We start from the raw sequence: 18,958 nt of genomic DNA, 5'->3' as shown, positions 1-18,958 counted from the left end.
GGATGTCTCAGTTTGACATCCTTTCCTGCTTTTAAATTTTATCGTTTAAGGCTAAAATGCCCTCTGAATTCAGTACCATTAAATCGGGTTACAACAAACCAATAATCTGAAGCCGGTAAGTTTTGCCCCATATAAGTTCCGTCCCAGGCTGTATTGGGAGTTAATTCTTTAATGAATTTGCCATATCGGTCAAAAATTCGTATTCCGGTGTTAGGTTTTAAATAAGTAAAATCAATTGTCCAGAAGTCATTAGAGCCATCATTATTAGGGGTGAAAAATTTCGGGAAGGGAAGTTCTTCAACATAATTAATGCAGTCGCCCATTGTCGCTTCTATGATAGTAATGGCTACAGGAATTCTTTCACCTTCGCAATTACTTACTGTTTGGGAAGCGTAATAGGTAATTCCGTTTTCAAGTAAAACTGATTCCGATAAAGGGACAGTAGATGAAGCACTTTCAAACCATTGTATGTTTTGGCCTTCTATTTTAATATTGCTAATTTTTGCGTTTTTCTGGATGCAGAATGCTTGTGGAGAATCAGCAATTGGAGCTTGGGTATCCTGAATTTTTACATTGACAGCGAGTCTTTCGCTTTCGCAGTTGTTTAATGTCTGGGTAACATAATATACACCATTTTGAAGTAAAGTTGTTGGCGCTAAAATAGTTCCATTCATTGTAGAATCGTACCATTTTAGTGCTGTTCCAGAAATAGTAAGATTAGCAATAGCTGCATTTTGATCCATACAAAATTGCTGGTTACGATTTCCGGTTGGTAATGCTGTGTCGTAAACTTTAACCATAATAGCTGTTCTGTCGCTTTCGCAACCAACAGTTTGCGAAGCGTAATAGGTTCTGTTGTTTTCCAGTAAAGTTGTATTAGGTAAGGCAGCAGTTGCAGTATTGGTATCATACCATTTTATATTTTGTCCTGATATTTGAATGTTGCTTAGCGTTGCATTTTCATTTTTACAAAAGAATTGATTTGAATTCCCTGTTGGATCAGAAGGTGTATTTACAATCGAAACTGTAACTCTGAATCTTTCGCTTTCACAGCCATTTACAGTTTGCGAGGCATAATAGGCTTTGCCATTTTGAAGATTTGTTGTTTCTGCTAATAAATTACCATTTGCTAAGGCATCGTACCATTTTACTAAGGCTCCGTTAATCTGAATAGTAGCAATTGTTGGATTTTGACTGGTACAAAACGATTGATTTCCACTGCCTGTAGGTGCTGGGGTATTTTGAATATTGATAGTTACCGGAGCTCTTTCGCTTTCACAACCGTTTATGGTTTGAGTTGCATAATAGACTGTGTTGTTTTGAAGCAAAGTTGTATTTGCCAACAATCTCCCTGTGGTTTGGGAATCATACCATTTTATGTTTTGGCCTGTGATGCTAATTGAATTTAAAGTCGCATTTAGCTGAAAACAGAAAGCCTGAGGGCTTATTAGAGCAGGTTTTGGAGTGAAATTTGTAAAAGGGGTTATAACAGCAGTGGTCGCATTTGAAATGCATACTTTGTTGTTTTTTACTTTAATAAAATAGGTTTTTGGGTCAAGACTGGATTGAGTTGCATTTGTAGTCCAGCTAGTACCATCATCGAAACTATATTCTGCTGCAGCGCTGGTAATTGTAATACTGCCTTTCAGATTATTACAATCGGGCTGAATAGTTGTAAATTCAGGATTGGCTGGATAATCTGTCGGAGCATTTATTTGAATTGTTACTGTTTCAGATTCGCAACCAGCCGAATTTTTAATTCTGATTTTGTATTGACCAACGGGTAAATTACCGGAATTTGATGTTGTAGTCCAACTCAATCCATCATCAAAACTATAAGCATAAGCAACTGTTGTAATATTAATTATTCCAAAAGGATTTGTACAACTTATTGGTTGAGAAATCGTATAATTTGGTGTTATTATTGCATCAAGGGGAGGATTTATAGTCACTTTAACAGATGGAGATGGACAACCATTTAGGCTGTTTTTGATTCTGATAAAGTAATCACCTGTTGTTAAATGGGTTACAACAGGATTAGGTGACCATGTAAGACCATCGTCAAAACTATATAAATTAGCATTCGTAGTTACGGTTATTTTTCCTGTAGAACTAGTGCAGCTACTTGGCTGTTGGATAGAAATAGTAGGTCTCTGAGCAGGAGGGTTTGTATTGTAAAGATAAAATGAGTAAGGTTCTGATTCGCACCCTAATTCATTTTTAATTATAATGTTATAACTTCCTTGGGGCAAATTCGATTTTGTTGGATTTGAACCCCATGTTTTTCCATAATCAAAACTATATGCTGCTGCGGGAGTAGTTACAGTAATACTTCCTGTTGTTTGACAAGTAGGGGCTGTTGTTGTGTAATCAGGACGAGGTAAATAGAAAGGATAAAGTTGAACATGTCCAACTCCAGTTCCGCATCCCAAATTGTTTTTGGTAAGGATAGAATAATTTCCAGGTGATAAATTTATTGCTGTGTTGTGTTGACTCCAGGTACTGCCACCATCAAAACTATATTGTTCAGCAACTGTGTTTATTGTAATACTTCCTTTGTTTTTGGATTCACAAGTTGGTTGAGTTACTTGTATGCCTAATTGAGGTACAGTGTTTAAAACATTAAAGTTAATAGAATAACCAAATTGAGATTCACACCCTAATTCATTTTTAATTTTAGGATAATAAAAACCCGCGGGTAAATTTGTAGCCGTTGGATTTATACCCCAGGTTTCACCACCATCGAAACTGTAAAAAGGTGCCGGTGTAGTAATTGTAATAGTGCCTCCTTTACCACAAGTTGGATAAATAGCCTTATACTCGGCCGCTTTTATTTGAACCTTAGTTAATTCAATTGTATGGTTTCCTGACTCACATCCTTCTTTATTCTTAATTTTTAAATGATATTTAAAGCCTGCCGGAAGATTTGAAGCTGTAGGGTTAGTGCTCCAGTTTAAACCACCATCAAAACTATAAAAGTCAGCTGGTGTTGTAATGGTAATACTTCCGTTAGCATTAGTGTCACAAGTTGTTGGTTGTACTATTGTGTAAGCAAGAGTATGTAGGTAATTATCGTTAAGATTAAACCAGGCAGCTTCACTTACACAACCTGATTTATTTTTAATTCTAAGAGAGCCACTTGCGCCACCATTAGGATATTTGGTAAGATTTGGATTTGTACTCCATGTCCCTCCATCATCAAAACTATAAAATGCAGCAGGAGTGGTTATGGTAACACTTGCCGGAGTTGTACAAGTAGGTTGTATAGTTAAAAATTCAGGAGCTTCTAAATAATAGGCATTGCCTATATTGGCAACCGCATAATTTGATTCACAACCTAAAGAATTTTTTATTTTCAGGAAGTGAAATCCATAATCTAAATTAGAAATATTAGGGCTTGAACCCCATGTTAGCCCTCCGTCAAAACTATAAGATGCAGCTGGAGTTGTAATTGAAATACTCCATTTTGATTCCGTTTCACAATTAGGGTTTGTTATTTTGAATGTAGGCTCATCCAGATGAAAAACTGGTAAATAGGCATATTCAATATCTGATTCACATCCAATTTCATTTTTAATTCTAATGTAATAATAACCAGGAGGTAAATTAGTTGCCGTTGGATTTGTACTCCATGTTTCTCCATTATCAAAACTATATTCGGATGCGGGACTAGTAATAGTAATACTGCCCTTTGATGTGCATGTTGGATTTATTATGGTATAAGTCGGATTGGATAAATAAAAATTTATTTTAACCTGACTGACTTGTGATTCACAACCTAGTTCGTTTTGTGTTTTTAATAGGTAGTTACCAGGTTGTAAATTATTGAAGACAGATGTTTCCTGCCATGTTTCTCCGTTGTCAATACTATATTTATATGTAGAATTTAAAAAGACAATACTCCCGGTATTACTACACGTATTAGGTTGGTTAACTACAAAATCAGGGGGTGATTTAGAAAATGGATTCAAATAAATTTGATATATATAAGGTTTCGATTCACATCCGAATTCGTTTTTTATTCTAACATTATAATGACCAGCAGGTAAATTAGTAGCTGTTGGATTTGTTGTCCATGTCACTCCATTATCAAAACTATATTCGGATGCGGGGCTGGTAATAGTAATGCTGCCTCCCTGATTACAGATTGGCTGGGTTAAAGTATAGGCTGGAGAATCAATGTAAGGAGGAAAAAGCAATACATTTTGTGAATAGGATTCGCATCCGCTGCTGTTTTTTATTTTAAGTAAATAATTTCCAGCAGGTAAATTTGTTTTCGTAGGGCCGTTATCCCAAGTCAAACCATCATCAAAACTAAATTGTGATCCTGGCGTTGTTATAGTAATAGTTCCACCAGAATTGCAAACTGGCTGGATAATTGAATATGTGGGCCGGTCAAGTAATGTTGGAGGATCAAGTGTTACAATCGTAGGTGTAGAAACGCATCCCGAAGTAGTTCTTGTTTGAACATAATATTTGCCATATTCTGTTGTGGCAAAGTTACCATCTGTTTGCCATACTAAATCTTTTGAAACATAATAGTCATCCGAAAATAAAGGCAAACTTTTATAAAAACTATATTCTATTCCTGGGTCGTTAACGTTAATATAACCATTAGGATCCTGACAAGTAGGCTGAATTATTGTCACCGAAGGATTAGGAATTGAATTGTTTATAGTTAATTTTGAACTTATGAAACAATCACTTCCATCTGTAACTTTTACAGTATATTCTCCCAGATTTGTTTTATCTGAAGGAATTGAATAAGATTTATTGGTTGCTCCATTTATTGCTATACCATTTCTGTACCATTGAAAAGTTGTTGCTAAATTTATGGTTTTAGTCAGGTTAGCAGTCAACATTAAATCATTATTACAGAAACTGCCACTTTGAACGATAGTAACACCAAAATTCTCAGCAGTATTTAATCTTAAATTATCATATAAAAAAGAGGGTTCATAATCAGTGTTAAATGATGAAGAGAGGATTTTCTCAGGTCCAAGCATTATTGCGTTAATATCAGTATTTGTAGTGAAACTAATTGTAATTTCTCCCCAAGCAGTCTGTGGCTGGTACAAAACTTTTCCAATTTCAATCCAAGATGGATCAAATGAATTTGGATCTGAAGTGGTATATAATGGTAAATTATTTTTGTTATTACAACCATAAAGTGTTACATAAGTTGGCTGTAAAAAATTAAAATCGAAATTTTTACTTAAGTTAGATCTTTCAATACTCATTAATGTAGCAATATTCAGTGTTAGCTGATAGTTTACTCCGGTAAGTAATGGAGCTGACAATTTATTGGCAATATATTCTTTTTTATTGTTTTTATATACTGCTCTGATAATTCCTTTGCCATCAGGGAAATCCTGAAGATTTTTGCTGTAAATAGTATTAAAAAGATAGCAGTCTTTATTTAAATAGTCTGGAGATGGTATTGTTCCTTTTGTCCAATTACTAGCTGTAGGAGTGTCATCATAACCTTGTGGACATCCTGTTTTTTCTTCAAAAGAATGATTTTGCAGTAAAGATGGTTTTGTAGGAATATTGCAAATGCAATCCGAATCATTCAAGTCTATTTTTCCATCATTATCATCATCAGTTCCATTATTACAGTTTTCTTGGGAATAGCAAAATAGAGAAATAAATAAAAACACAACAAGTAAAGGATGTTTCATATAAATAAATTGAATCCCCGCAAATGTAATTAAATATCTACAAATTTGAACAAACCCAAGCAGTTGAATCTTTTCGCAAAAACAAAATAAATATCCCGTATTTTTGCAGAAAATATTTCCTTTTGAAAACGAAACTTTTTGTAATCACACCACCCTTTACCCAACTGAATACTCCGTATCCGGCAACGGCATATATAAAAGGTTTTCTGAATACCAAAAATATAGAATCGGTTCAGGCCGATTTGGGTATTGATGTGATTTTGGAATTGTTTTCGAAAAAAGGATTACAGGATTTATTCCAATCCAACAACCAAGAACCAACAACCGACAACTGTAAAAGAATCTTTGCCTTACAAGATGAATACATCAAAACCATTGACCCTGTAATCCAGTTTTTGCAGGGGAAAAATCCAACTTTGGCACTGCAGATCTGTCAGGAAGATTTTCTGCCCGAAGCTTCCCGTTTTGCACAATTGGAAGAACTCGACTGGGCTTTCGGTACTATGGGAACTCAGGATAAGGCGAAACATTTGGCGACTTTATATCTTGAAGACATTTCTGATTTTATTGTAGAATGTGTTGATGAAAACTTTGGCTTTAGCCGGTATGCCGAACGTTTGGGTCGCAGTGCAAATTCTTTTGATGAATTATACGAAGCTTTACAGCAAAAGCCAACTTATATTGATTCAATTTTAATTTCACTTTTAAAAGCTAAAATCGAAACTGTAAAACCCACTTTATTTTTAATTTCTGTACCCTTTCCGGGGAATTTATACAGTGCTTTCAGATGTGCGCAATGGGTAAAACAAAATCACCCCGAAATTAAGGTTTCAATGGGAGGTGGTTTCCCGAATACCGAATTGCGCTCACTTTCTGACGCACGTGTTTTTGAGTTTTTCGATTTTATTACTTTGGATGATGGAGAAGTGCCAATTGAAGAGTTAATTTTCAATTTAGAAAACCCGGATTACAATTTATACAAAAGAACTTTTCTGTTAGAAAATGGAGAAGTTGTCTATAAAAACAATTCTTTAAAACACGATTATAAACAATCTCAGGTGGGAACTCCGGATTATTCAGATTTGCCTTTGGATAAATATATTTCGGTTATCGAAATCGTAAATCCGATGCACAGAATGTGGAGTGATGGTCGCTGGAACAAACTCACCATGGCGCACGGCTGTTATTGGGGAAAATGTACTTTTTGCGATATTTCATTAGATTATATAAAAGTGTATGAACCTGTTGCGGCAAGTTTACTTTGTGACCGAATAGAAGAATTAATTGAAAAAACAGGGCAAAACGGATTCCATTTTGTAGATGAAGCTGCACCTCCGGCTTTGATGCGTGCTCTGGCGCTCGAAATACTGAAACGAAAATTGGCCGTAACCTGGTGGACGAATATCCGATTCGAAAAAAGCTTTTCAAAAGATTTATGTTTATTACTAAAAGCTTCTGGCTGTATTGCTGTTTCCGGAGGTTTAGAAGTAGCTTCAGACCGATTATTAAAGTTAATAGATAAAGGCGTTACAGTTGAGCAGGTTGCAAAAGTAACCCGAAATTTTACAGAAGCCGGAATCATGGTTCACGCTTATTTGATGTATGGATATCCGACACAAACGGTTCAGGAAACTGTTGACAGCCTCGAAATGGTACGCCAGTTATTTGAAGCCGGGGTTTTACAGTCGGGATTCTGGCATCAGTTTGCACTTACTGCCCATAGTCCCGTTGGATTGTATCCGGAGCAATTTGGCGTAACGAAGAAAACAGAAACTATTGGAACTTTCGCAAACAACGATATTGAATACAGTGATGCAACTGGAATCGATCACGATAAATTTAGTTTCGGTTTAAAAAAATCACTTTTTAATTTCATGCACGGAATCTGTTTTGATTACGAATTACAAGATTGGTTTGATTTTAAAATTCCGAAAACCAAAATCCATCCCGATTTTATTTTTAATGCTCTCGAAGAACAAAATGATTTTAATACAAAACCAAACGCAAAAGTAGTCTGGTTGGGAGGTAAGCCTTTTGCAGAACATTTTACAAAATCTAAAAAAGGAAGAACCTGGGAAATGAAGGCACTGACTTTTCACGATAAAAAAGAAAGTTTTACTATTCAAACAAGTAAAGATGAAGGCGAGTGGCTGGTCGAAATTCTAAAGAAAATTACAGTTTCAAACCCTAAGAATTATACTTTTCAGGAAATCAAAAATGATTTTGAAACGAAATTTGAGGATTTTGAATTGTTCTGGTATTCAAAACCAATTAACACGTTACGGGAATTTGGTTTACTGGTTTTATAATTAATACTCCACACATTCACCATCATTAGGAACAGCAGTTTTGGATAAAAGATCATTTTCGGCTAATGTCTTTTTTAATTCTTCTCTTTTAGTTGGACAATGGTTTAAAGCTTCCAGATGATTGGCAAAAACTTTTCCGGGTGCAAGGGCTGTAAATTTAAGAATATCATTGATTCGCATTAATAATGGCTGCCCAAAATCTAATCGTGCAGTTCCGCAGGCAACAGTTGCAATGTCAGGTTTCAGTTCAGTCAGGACTTTTTCGGTGTCTTTTGTAAAAATAGTATCAGAACTGATGTAAATGGTTTTTTCGTTCAGAAGTTCTATAAAAAAGCCCATTACATTTCCCATTAATTTGGCGATAAAGCCATATCCGTGAACGGCAGGAATTCCTGTTATTTTTCCGTCCAGAAAATTTTGAGGTTTCCAGTAATCTAAAGTTTGCATGACAGTTAAACCTCGCTGTGTTATCTTTTTTTCGTCTTTTATACTGCAAATCACAGGAATTGATTTTCTTTTTAGAAAGACTTCACCTGCCTTGTCCAGATGGTCAGGATGTAAATGTGTTATCAGACAATGTGTCACCTTACTCAGGATTTCCCTGCTGTTTTTTGGAAGTGCGGTCAGCGGATTTCTTTTTGGCTGGTAACGAAAAAGGGTAAAAGGTGCTATAGTCTTCCTTTTTCCTAACATGGGGTCAATTAAAAGGACATGTTTTTCTGTTTCAATAACTAAAGTGGCATTTCGTAAATGATGCAGTTTCATAATCTGACAAAATTAGAACTTAAAAATACAAAGGATTTTTTAAATTATATTTACAGAATATTCTTTATTTTTAATTGAATTGTTATTTAAAAGATGAATTTCAGGAAGGTTTGTTGCAATTATTATTTGAATTCTTGGCTCGACAAAACAACATGCCTAAGCTATTCAATCACAAACCGAAACCCAATTCCATGCAGGTTTTCGATAGAAATACCTTTTTCATTTGCTAAAATTTTACGCAGTCGCGAAATAAAAACATCCAGGCTTCGTCCCATAAAATAATCATCAGTGCCCCAAAGTGCAGTTAAAATCTGTTCTCTTTTTAAAACAGAATTTTTATTATCGAGAAATAATTTCAGCAATTCGGCTTCACGTTGTGTAAGACCAATTTTTTTATCAGCATTAAAAAGAATAAAATTTTTAGTATCAAACTGATATTTGCCTATTTCATAAATCGATTTTTCAGGTTTATTATTTTTTTGTGAACGCTTTAAAAAGACTTCAATTTTCAGTATTAATTCCTCAATGCTGAAAGGTTTTACGAGGTAATCATCTGCGCCTAAACGCAATCCTTTGATTCGGTCCTCTTTTAAAGTTTTAGCAGAGAGAAAAATAATCGGAATATCAGTATTTAGTTTTCTAATTTCTGCTGCTAATTCGAAACCATCCATTTTTGGCATCATGATATCAAAAATGCAAATGTCGAAATCCTCATTTTTAAAACTTTCCAGGCCTGATTTTCCGTCGGGACAATGCGTTACGTTATAGCTGTTCTGTTCCAGATTGTCTTTGGTCAAAAAAGCTAATGTTTCATCATCTTCTGTATAAAGGATTTTAAAGTTACTCATTTTTATATGGGATTGACAAAGTTATAGTAATACCTTTTTTGGTGTTTTGGATCGCAGAAATTTTCCAGTTTTGAAGGTCGCAAATCTTTTTCACATAATACAAACCTAATCCAAAACCGTTTACTTCATTACTTTTTTCATTCTGAATGCGGTAAAATTTATCAAAAATAAACGAAATGTTTTTAGAAGAGATTCCGATTCCGTTATCTTCAAAGGACAGTTTTAAAAGTTTATTTTCTGTAAAAATTCCAACGGTAATTTCAGGTTTTTCATTGCAGTATTTTACAGCATTATCCAGTAAATTATAGACCAGATTCGTAAAATGAAATGTATCAGTTTCAAGTTGGTAATGGTTTGAATCTGTTTTAATTTTAATAGAAGCTTCCGGATATTTTAAACGAATATTTTCAATTATTTCCTCAATAACAGGAATGATTAATAAATATTCCTTCTTCAATTCCAACGGAGCATAATCAGATTTGGCGATGTTTAAAATCTGCTCAATATGACTGTTTAGTTTGTTGCTCTGGCTGATAATGATATCGGTATAAGTGTGCAGTTTTTTGTCTTCTTTAATTTTGTCCTGACCAATTAAATATTTAGAAGCAATTAAAATCGAAGACAGAGGCGTTTTAAATTCGTGTGTCATATTATTGATGAAGTCACGCTGTAACTCTGAGTATTTTTTTTGCTGCAAAAGTGTCAAAATCGAATAGACATATATCAGTAAAATAAAAATCAAAACGATAGACAATACAAACCAAAAACGCATGGAACTAAAAAGATAAGTAGTTTCATGCGGAAAACGAACAGCAAAATAATACACCAGATTTTTGTGTTTGGGAAAATGTACAGATTGTTTGGCTCTTCCTTTATCTGATAATGAAATGTAGTTCCCATAAACCATTTCATCACTCTGACAATTGTACATGGCATACTCAAAATCTGTTGTAATATTCATTTTTTTGAATTCCGATTTCAAATAAAATTCAAGAATATCTGGTTCAAAATCATTATCAATATTTACGATATAATAATCATTGGCTATTTTTTGGATAGGATTCTGAGCCGGTAATTCATGATTTGTGCCTTCATGCAGTTTTTTGACTACTTCCAGAAGTGCGATATGAGTTTTCTGACTTAGCTTTTTCTGTTCTAATGTAAAAGCCTCTTTTGTCCACAGCAATTGTGCGATCAATATGCCGATAATGGCTATTAATCCTAAGATTATGATGCTGTTTAGTCTGTTTATTTTCAAGGGAATCTGCTTTTAGAGAGTGTAATATTAATCAAAATTTGAATTAAAAACAGCAGTTAACATGTCATTAACAAACATTTGAAACCGGTTAACAGCGAATTGTTTTTTTGTAAAGTACTTTTGAAATATAAAATTAAACCATATCACCAATTTAAATAAACAGACTATGAAAATTATTAGAATTTCGATGCTGATCTTAGCTTTAGGATTAATGTCATTCTCAGCAATCGCTCCGGTTAAATCATTGATTTCAAAATCAGTTGAAGCGGCAGCTGAAGGTACAATTGTATGGAAAGCAGAAACAATTGATGTTGGACAAATTCCGCAGGGAACGCCAAAAGCAATTGTTTACGAATTTAAAAACACTGGAAAAACAGCTGTAGTAATTACCAATGTGCAGGGATCATGCGGTTGTACAGCTACTGATTATACAAAAGAACCTGTGCTTCCTGGAAAATCTGCAAAAGTTACGGCAACATATAATGCTGCAAATAAAGGAGGTTTTACTAAAACAGTTACGGTTACGACAAGTGCCGAAACGACTCCAAAAATCCTTACTTTAAAAGGAACTGTTATCTAAAATAAAGTTGATTATATAAAGGTGGAAAACTCCGGACATGTGATGTGTCAGGAGTTTTTTTATGCTCAAAATTATTTTGGGATTGAATTTGTTTTTACCAAAACTTTTCTAATTTTATTAAAAAAATCATTATGAAAATTTGGTTCCGCTTTGCTGTTATTATGCTTCTTTTTATTGTTGTTTCCTGTAATTCAAAAGGAGATAAAAAAGAAGAAAATTCAAAGGAAGCAGAAGTTGTTATCCCTGAATTAAAACTTACCATTGACAGTTTGGCAATCGCCGGATTTTATGAAACGTATCCAAAATTGAAAAATTTTCAGGATGAGGTTGATGCTTTATACGCAAAAAAACAATCTACACAGTTATGGCTCGATAATAAAGGTGTTGTTGAGTTTGGAAATACGTTGTACGATAAATATAAAGGTTTAGAAAATGAAGGTTTGAAAGCTAATTTTCCGTACAAAGAAATCAATTCAGTTTTTGAAAACAATTCAGTCAACAAACTTTCAAAAGTCAATACCGATTTGATGATTACCAATTTGTATTTCTATTATGCAGAAAAAGTATATAGAGGTTTTGACGAAAAAACATCTATTTCATTAGAATGGCTGCTTCCTAGAAAGAAACTTAATTATCATGTTTTAACCGATTCTCTTTTTGAAAAATCGACTATTAGTGATGATAAGAAGAGCAAAATGTTCAGTCAGTATTACAAACTTCGCGATGCACTTCATCAATACAGAGATATTGAAAAAAACGGAGGCTGGAAAACAATTGAAGTTGATGAAGATTACAAAGGCCTAAAATTAGGAGATTCTTCGGCAATAATTTCACAAATCAGGGAAAGGCTTTTTGTAACCGGAGATATTAAGGAGGATAATAAAAGTGCTGTTTGTGATACTGTTTTAATGAAAGCCGTTAAAAATTACGAATTGCGTCATGGTTATGTGCCAAAAAATACGATTTTATTAGAACATATCAATGATTTGAATATTCCTGTTTCAGACCGGATCAAAACTATTATTGCCAATATGGAACGTTGCCGATGGATTGATCCTGAACTTGAAAAAGGTAAAAAATATATCGAAGTCAATATTCCTGAATTTAGATTGTATATAGTTGAAGATGGTAAAATTACATTTATATCGCCGGTTGTTGTGGGTAAAGCCATGACCAAAACAGTTGTTTTCAGCGGAATGATGAATAATATTGTTTTTAGTCCGTACTGGAATGTTCCGCCAAGTATAATTAAAAGTGAAATCAAACCGGGAATGGCCAAAGACAAAAACTATCTGGCAAAGAAAAATCTGGAATGGAACAACGGAGCGGTAAGACAGCTTCCGGGAAAAAATAATTCATTAGGACTGGTTAAGTTTTTATTCCCCAATTCCAATAATATATATCTGCATGATTCGCCTGCAAAAAGTTTGTTCGAAAGGGAAAGCAGGGCTTTTAGTCATGGCTGCGTTCGTGTAGCAAAACCACGTGAACTGGCAATCGAATTATTGAAAGATGATCCGAAATGGACTCCGGAAAGAATTGACAAAGCCATGCATGCAGGAAAAGAGAATTGGTACACACTGAAGAAAAAAGTTCCGGTTTATATTGGTTATTTTACAGCATGGGTAGATCGCGAAGGGCGGTTGAATTTTTATAAAGATGTTTACCAGAGAGATGAAAGCCTTATAAAATTATTGACGGAAGAATAAAACTTTATAAATTCCAATTTCAATAAATTCCAAATTCCAAAATTGAACTTAGAACAAGATTTTATTCAGATAAAACATCAACGCATTTATAAAATCGCTTAGTGTAATGTTCTTCATCAAGTCCTGTGATGGTGACTTTTTGTGCTTTTCCGGATGAAGCGTGAATAAATTTCGACTGCATTCCGTTGGCTTCGCAGATAATACCAACGTGTCCTATAACACTTCTGTCTTTGTAACCATAGAAGACTAAAATATCTCCCACCTTAAATTCCTCAGGTTTTAAGGTCTTGCCTACATTTTTATAACCACCTGAACTTCTGGGTAAGGTTAAGCCAAAATTGTTAAAAACATAATGCACAAAACCCGAACAGTCAAATCCTTTGTCAGGATTGCTGCTGGCATATAAATACCGTGTTCCCAAATATTGTTTCGCATAAGAAATGATAGAATCCCGCTCAATTGAAGTCTGGATTTCCGTAATAGGTTGTTGTACAGTTTTATTTTCTTTTTTGGAGCAAAAAGAGGAGCATAAAATTACGGTTAGAAAAAGCAAGATAATAGTGGTAGTTTTCATTTTAAAGTAGGTAAGGGTATTAATTTATAAAGGTAAGCTCTTCAGTTTTGATAATCAAAGAAAAGCCAAATTAGGTAAACGTTTTTTGGTGTTTTTTTATTGCTTTTTGACATTTTAGTATCTTTCTGTAAAATGTAATTCGGATATATTTGTGAAATGTATTTATATTTTAACGAATAAATTATGTTTATCAAAAAAATACCACTTTTAATTTTGTTTTTACTGATTTCGGCAATGTCGATTTCGCAGACAACAGAAAAAACCTTTTTATATGCCGGAAGAGTAGATATTTTGCAGGACAATAAGGCTGTGTTAATTGGGACTGCTTCTTCTATATCTTTTAATTTTACAGGAAATGAATGTACAATTTCTTTACAAAGTATAGATTCATGGGAACATCATAATTATGTTGTTTTAGAACTGGACGGGAGATACGCTGGAAAATATACCGTTCAGAAAGGTGCTCCACAATCTTTTCCGGTGAAAGTTACTTCGAATAAAAAAGTACATAATCTGAAGATTTATAAAGGAACAGAAGCTACAATGGGTAATGTTTTATTTGTAGGAACCACTGCTAAATTAACTTCCATAACATCCAAAAAGAAAAAGAAAATCGAGTTTATCGGAGATTCAATCACCAGTGGAGCAGCAAATGATCCATCCACAATTCCGTGTGATCAGGGCGAATATTTTGACCATCACAATGGATTTTTTGCTTACGGGCCCATATTGTCCAGAAATATTGATGCCGATTATTTATTGAGTTCTGTTTCCGGAATCGGAATTTACCGCAACTGGAACGATGAAGGGCCTGAAGTGCCCATTATGCCTGCAGTTTACGAAAATTTATATCTGACAAAAGACAATTCCAAACCTAAATATGATTTTGCTTTTCAGCCGGACATTATTAGTATCGCCATAGGAACGAATGATTTTTCGAATGGCGACGGTACAAAAGAGCGCCTGCCTTTTAATCCTGAAAAGTATGTTTCGAATTATGTCAATTTTATAAAAATGCTTTATAAACATAATCCGAATGCGCAATTGGTTTTGACAAATAGTCCAATGGTAAATGGAGAAAAAGCAGTGATTTTTGAAAATTGTCTGAATAAAATAAAAGCCGAATTTGATACCGATAAATCACACAGACCAATTTTGATTTTCAAATTTAAACCGATGACACCAAGCGGTTGTTCAGGTCATCCAAATATTGAAGAACACAAAATTATGGCTGCTGAATATGGTCCATTTTTAAAAAAGTTGCTAAATGAGAAATAATATAATTAAGTTTGCTTTCTTTCTGATTTCCGGCACTATGATGGCAAACGTTTCACTTCCGAATATTTTTGGCGATAATATGGTATTGCAGCGCAATTCCGAAGTCAAAATCTGGGGATGGGCGAATCCAAAAGAGGAAATCAAACTTGTTTCCGGCTGGAACAATCAGGAATATAAAGTTACAGCAAACAATCAGGCGCAATGGGAACTCAAAATCAAAACGCCTGAAGCCGGTGGTCCTTATACGATTTCCATAAAAGGGTATAATGAAGTAATCCTGAAAAACATTTTGATTGGCGAAGTCTGGGTTTGTTCCGGACAATCCAATATGGAAATGTCGGTAAGCTGGGGAATCGATAATGGTGAGGAAGAAGCTAAAAATGCAGCAAATCCTAACATTCGTTTTTTTACCGTTCCAAAATTAACCGCAACGACACCTCAAAACAACTTACTCGGAAACTGGACCGAATCGACACCGGAAACCATGAAATACTTTAGTGCGGTGGGGTACTTCTTTGCCAAACGCTTAAGAGAAGATTTAAAAAATGTACCTATCGGATTGATTTCTTCCAACTGGGGCGGAACTCCCGCTGAAATCTGGATGCCGGAAGAAGTGGTGAAAAACGATCCTGTTTTATTAGAAAATGCCAAAAGGCTGAACGAACAGGAATACGGCCCAAGACAGCCCGGACGCGCTTACAATGCGATGATTTCTCCTTTTGTAGGTTTTAAAATCGCCGGAACAATCTGGTATCAGGGTGAATCCAATGTGGGGTCAGAAGTTTATGATAAAACATTAGCAGCCTTAATTACTTCGTGGCGAAAAGCCTGGCAGGATGATTTTCCGTTTTATTTTGTACAGATTGCACCTTTTAAAAACGGCAGCAATAATTTCTCTAATGTTATTGTAAGGGATTCCCAAAGAAAGTTATTGAAAGAAGTCAACAACACCGGAATGGTTGTCATTAGTGACGTTTCAGATACGATTGATATTCACCCAAAAGATAAAAAATCAGTCGGAATTCGTCTGGCAAATTTAGCATTGGCGAATACTTATAAAACCAATTCTAATTTGGTAAATGGTCCACTTTTCAAAGATTTAAAAACAGATAAAAACAAAGCTATTGTTTCTTTTGATTTCGCTGAAGGATTATATTTTAAAAATAAAACCACGAAACAGTTTGAAGTTGCCGGAGCTGATGGAACTTTTTATCCTGCAGAAGCTTTGATAAAAAATAATCAGGTAATTCTAACGAGTAAAAAAGTAACGAATCCTGCAAAAGTAAGATTTGCATGGGGAAATACGATTCAGTCAGATTTGTTTAATAAAGTTAATTTACCGGCTTCGTGCTTTATTTCTGAGTAAAGGATTGCGCGTTTTTGTGTCATTTCGGCGAAGGAGAAATCTCATCCAGAGAGCAACGAACTGTATGGTGTAATGTGATTTCTCCTTCGTCGAAATGACAAGATTGTGAAAAAAAAACGAAAAAGCTCTCATTACCCTAAACTGCGTGAGGGATAGAAGAGAAAAGCCCACAGCCTGACGAAGGAAGTGCGAGGACTTGAAACGGATAGCCCGACCCGGAGGGACACGCCCAAAATATGATACTATTTAACCACTATGAAAAATAAAAAAATACTAATTATTGGGGTTTTTGCCCTGTTTACTGCTGGAAATATGAATGCACAGAAGAAACCATATCTGGATAAAAACAAAACAATCGAACAACGTATAGACTTACTGCTGCCGTTAATGACTTTGGAAGAAAAAGTAGGTCAGATGAATCAGTATAACGGTTTTTGGGATGTAACGGGACCGGCTCCAAAAGGCGGAAATGCCGAGTTGAAATACGAGCACCTGAGAAAAGGATGGGTAGGAAGTATGCTGACCGTTCGTGGGGTGAAAGAAGTTCGTGCTGTTCAGAAAATTGCTGTTGAAGAAACCCGTTTGGGGATTCCGCTGATTATTGGTTTTGATGTAATCCATGGTTACAAAACGCTAAGCCCGATTCCGTTGGCAGAAGCAGCGAGCTGGGATTTGGAGGCAATTAAAAAATCGGCAGCGATTGCGGCAGATGAAGCTTCGGCATCCGGAATTAACTGGACTTTTGGGCCAAATGTAGATATCACAAACGATGCGAGATGGGGGCGTGTGATGGAAGGTGCAGGAGAAGATCCGTATTTGGGAAGTAAAATTGCCGTTGCGAGGGTGAAAGGTTTTCAGGGAGAAACTATTGCTGATCTCGCAAAAGTAAACACCATTGCAGCCTGTGCGAAACACTTTGCTGCTTATGGTTATGTAGAATCAGGTCGTGATTATAATCTGGTCGATATCAGTAATTCTAAATTGTTCAATACGGTTTTGCCTCCGTTTGAAGCTGCGACACAAGCAGGTGTGAGAACGTTTATGAACTCGTTTAATCTGGTAAACGGCATTCCGGCAACGGGGAATGTTTTTCTGCAAAGAGACATTTTAAAAGGCAAATGGAAGTTTGATGGGTTCGTGGTTTCGGACTGGGCTTCGGTTCGTGAAATGATTCCGCATGGTTATGCAAAAGATGGTGAAGATGCGGCATTAAAAGCCGTTACGGCGGGTTCTGACATGGATATGGAATCACATTTATATGTTGCAGAGTTAGTAAAATTAGTGGAATCCGGAAAAGTAAAAGAAGCTTTGGTGGATGATGCGGTGAGAAGGATTCTACGTGTGAAATTTGAACTGGGATTATTTGACGATCCGTATAAATATTGTGATGAAAAACGTGAAAAGGCAACTATAGGAAATAAAGCCAACAACGATGGTGTTCTGGACATGGCGAAAAAGTCAATTGTTTTATTGAAGAATGATAAAAATTTGCTTCCGCTAAAGAAGTCCGGACAAAAAATCGCCTTAATCGGAGCTTTGGCCAATGATAAAAACAGTCCGTTGGGAAGCTGGAGAATTGCTGCGGAAGATAATACAGCGGTTTCAGTTTTAGAAGGAATGCAGCAATACAAAAATAACCAGCTGGTTTTTGAAAAAGGAGCTGATCTGATTGTAGGAAAAGCAACTTTCCTTGATGAGGTTGTTTTTAACACAACAGACAAAAGCGGATTTGAAGCAGCGAAAACAACAGCTAAAAATGCAGATGTTGTGGTAATGGTTTTAGGAGAGCATGGTTTTCAGAGTGGGGAAGGACGCAGCAGAACAAACCTTGATTTGCCGGGATTACAGCAGGAACTGTTAGAAGAAATTTATAAAGTGAATCCAAACATTGTTTTAGTTTTAAATAATGGACGCCCGTTGACTATTCCGTGGGCGGCAGAACATATTCCGGCAATTGTTGAAGCCTGGCATTTAGGAACCCAAACCGGAAATGCAGTAGCGCAGGTTTTATACGGGGATTATAACCCAAGCGGAAAACTGCCTATTTCTTTCCCAAGAAACGTTGGTCAGGTGCCAATTTATTACAATAATTACAGTACGGGAAGGCCTGTAAACGCTGATAAAAATGTGTTTTGGTCGCATTTCTCAGATGTTGAGAAAACGCCCCAGTTTCCTTTCGGATTCGGATTGAGTTATACTAAATTCGATTATAAAAACCTGAAAATAAATAAAACCGCTTTTGCAAAAGGAGAGCCGGTTCAGGTAAGTGTTGAGGTGACCAATTCAGGTAATTATGATGGAAAAGAAGTGGTTCAGTTGTACATTCATGATGATTTTGCCAGCATCGCCAGACCGGTTGAAGAATTAAAAGGATTTGAATTAGTGAATTTGAAAAAGGGAGAAACCAAGACTGTAACTTTTACTTTAACAGATAAAGAACTTGGCTTTTATGATAATAGCGGAAACTATTTGGTAGAACCGGGAACTTTTAAACTTAAAGTTGGAGGGAGCTCTGATAAAGGTTTGGAAAGTGGTTTTGAGATAAAGGAATAGTTTAAGATTAAGAAAAAGAGCATTTTCTCTCGCAGAT

General features: G+C 35.4%; 11 protein-coding genes. 6 read left to right on the top strand and 5 right to left on the bottom strand.

The window, feature by feature from the left end; translation table 11 throughout:
* Positions 1-38: 38 nt before the first annotated feature.
* Positions 39-5,681: an Ig-like domain-containing protein gene (locus tag GXM16_RS10785; RefSeq protein WP_163394382.1), complete on the bottom strand. Its 5,643-nt coding sequence runs from the start codon at positions 5,679-5,681 to the stop codon at positions 39-41.
* 122 nt (positions 5,682-5,803) lie between these two features.
* Here GXM16_RS10785 and GXM16_RS10780 point away from each other — a divergent pair, with 122 nt between their 5' ends.
* Complete coding sequence (locus GXM16_RS10780) at positions 5,804-7,990, top strand: B12-binding domain-containing radical SAM protein (RefSeq protein ID WP_163394381.1); 2,187 nt, start codon at positions 5,804-5,806, stop codon at positions 7,988-7,990.
* On the opposite strand, the gene GXM16_RS10775 is transcribed toward GXM16_RS10780, so the two are convergent.
* The 3 genes from GXM16_RS10775 to GXM16_RS10765 form a co-directional block, all read right to left on the bottom strand.
* On the bottom strand, positions 7,991-8,755 hold the full coding sequence (locus tag GXM16_RS10775) for an MBL fold metallo-hydrolase (protein ID WP_163394380.1): 765 nt from the start codon (positions 8,753-8,755) through the stop codon (positions 7,991-7,993). It lies immediately after the preceding gene.
* Positions 8,756-8,916: 161 nt separating this feature from the next.
* Entirely contained in the window at positions 8,917-9,603 is a 687-nt protein-coding gene (locus GXM16_RS10770) for a response regulator transcription factor (RefSeq protein WP_163394379.1), read from the bottom strand.
* Positions 9,596-10,861 (bottom strand): sensor histidine kinase, encoded by a 1,266-nt coding sequence (locus GXM16_RS10765; protein ID WP_163394378.1) that lies wholly within the window; start codon positions 10,859-10,861, stop codon positions 9,596-9,598. The genes GXM16_RS10770 and GXM16_RS10765 overlap by 8 nt, the downstream gene beginning before the upstream one ends.
* Positions 10,862-11,027: 166 nt before the next feature.
* On the opposite strand from GXM16_RS10765, the gene GXM16_RS10760 reads away from it, so the two are divergent.
* Both GXM16_RS10760 and GXM16_RS10755 read left to right on the top strand, forming a co-directional pair.
* Entirely contained in the window at positions 11,028-11,441 is a 414-nt protein-coding gene (locus GXM16_RS10760; RefSeq protein ID WP_163394377.1) for a DUF1573 domain-containing protein, read from the top strand.
* Positions 11,442-11,572: 131 nt separating this feature from the next.
* Entirely contained in the window at positions 11,573-13,150 is a 1,578-nt protein-coding gene (locus tag GXM16_RS10755) for a L,D-transpeptidase family protein (protein WP_163394376.1), read from the top strand.
* Positions 13,151-13,211: 61 nt separating this feature from the next.
* Here the strand turns inward: GXM16_RS10755 and GXM16_RS10750 are convergent, their stop codons facing one another.
* Positions 13,212-13,724 (bottom strand): C40 family peptidase, encoded by a 513-nt coding sequence (locus GXM16_RS10750; RefSeq protein ID WP_163394375.1) that lies wholly within the window; start codon positions 13,722-13,724, stop codon positions 13,212-13,214.
* Positions 13,725-13,907: 183 nt separating this feature from the next.
* Here GXM16_RS10750 and GXM16_RS10745 point away from each other — a divergent pair, with 183 nt between their 5' ends.
* The 3 genes from GXM16_RS10745 (at position 13,908) to bglX (ending at position 18,921) form a co-directional block, all read left to right on the top strand.
* Entirely contained in the window at positions 13,908-15,002 is a 1,095-nt protein-coding gene (locus tag GXM16_RS10745) for an SGNH/GDSL hydrolase family protein (protein WP_163394374.1), read from the top strand.
* A complete protein-coding gene (locus tag GXM16_RS10740; protein WP_163394373.1) occupies positions 14,992-16,368 on the top strand; it encodes a sialate O-acetylesterase in 1,377 nt (458 codons plus the stop codon). Before GXM16_RS10745 ends, GXM16_RS10740 begins: the two co-directional genes overlap by 11 nt.
* A 255-nt stretch (positions 16,369-16,623) precedes the next feature.
* Entirely contained in the window at positions 16,624-18,921 is a 2,298-nt protein-coding gene (gene bglX, locus GXM16_RS10735) for a beta-glucosidase BglX (protein WP_163394372.1), read from the top strand.
* The last annotated feature ends 37 nt before the right edge of the window (positions 18,922-18,958 follow it).

It is taken from the genome of Flavobacterium limi, from assembly GCF_010645075.1.
Taxonomy (GTDB): domain Bacteria; phylum Bacteroidota; class Bacteroidia; order Flavobacteriales; family Flavobacteriaceae; genus Flavobacterium; species Flavobacterium limi.
The sequence above is the reverse complement of the archived record's forward strand: the minus strand, read 5'-3'. Positions and strand labels throughout refer to the sequence as shown.

Excerpts from the sequence above, each read along its gene's own strand:
- GXM16_RS10785 (WP_163394382.1), bottom strand. The coding sequence starts at position 5,681 with ATGAAACATCCTTTACTTGTTGTGTTTTTATTTATTTCTCTATTTTGC.
- GXM16_RS10775 (WP_163394380.1), bottom strand. The coding sequence starts at position 8,755 with ATGAAACTGCATCATTTACGAAATGCCACTTTAGTTATTGAAACAGAA.
- GXM16_RS10770 (WP_163394379.1), bottom strand. The coding sequence starts at position 9,603 with ATGAGTAACTTTAAAATCCTTTATACAGAAGATGATGAAACATTAGCT.
- GXM16_RS10760 (WP_163394377.1), top strand. The coding sequence starts at position 11,028 with ATGAAAATTATTAGAATTTCGATGCTGATCTTAGCTTTAGGATTAATG.
- GXM16_RS10755 (WP_163394376.1), top strand. The coding sequence starts at position 11,573 with ATGAAAATTTGGTTCCGCTTTGCTGTTATTATGCTTCTTTTTATTGTT.
- GXM16_RS10750 (WP_163394375.1), bottom strand. The coding sequence starts at position 13,724 with ATGAAAACTACCACTATTATCTTGCTTTTTCTAACCGTAATTTTATGC.
- GXM16_RS10745 (WP_163394374.1), top strand. The coding sequence starts at position 13,908 with ATGTTTATCAAAAAAATACCACTTTTAATTTTGTTTTTACTGATTTCG.
- GXM16_RS10740 (WP_163394373.1), top strand. The coding sequence starts at position 14,992 with ATGAGAAATAATATAATTAAGTTTGCTTTCTTTCTGATTTCCGGCACT.
- bglX (WP_163394372.1), top strand. The coding sequence starts at position 16,624 with ATGAAAAATAAAAAAATACTAATTATTGGGGTTTTTGCCCTGTTTACT.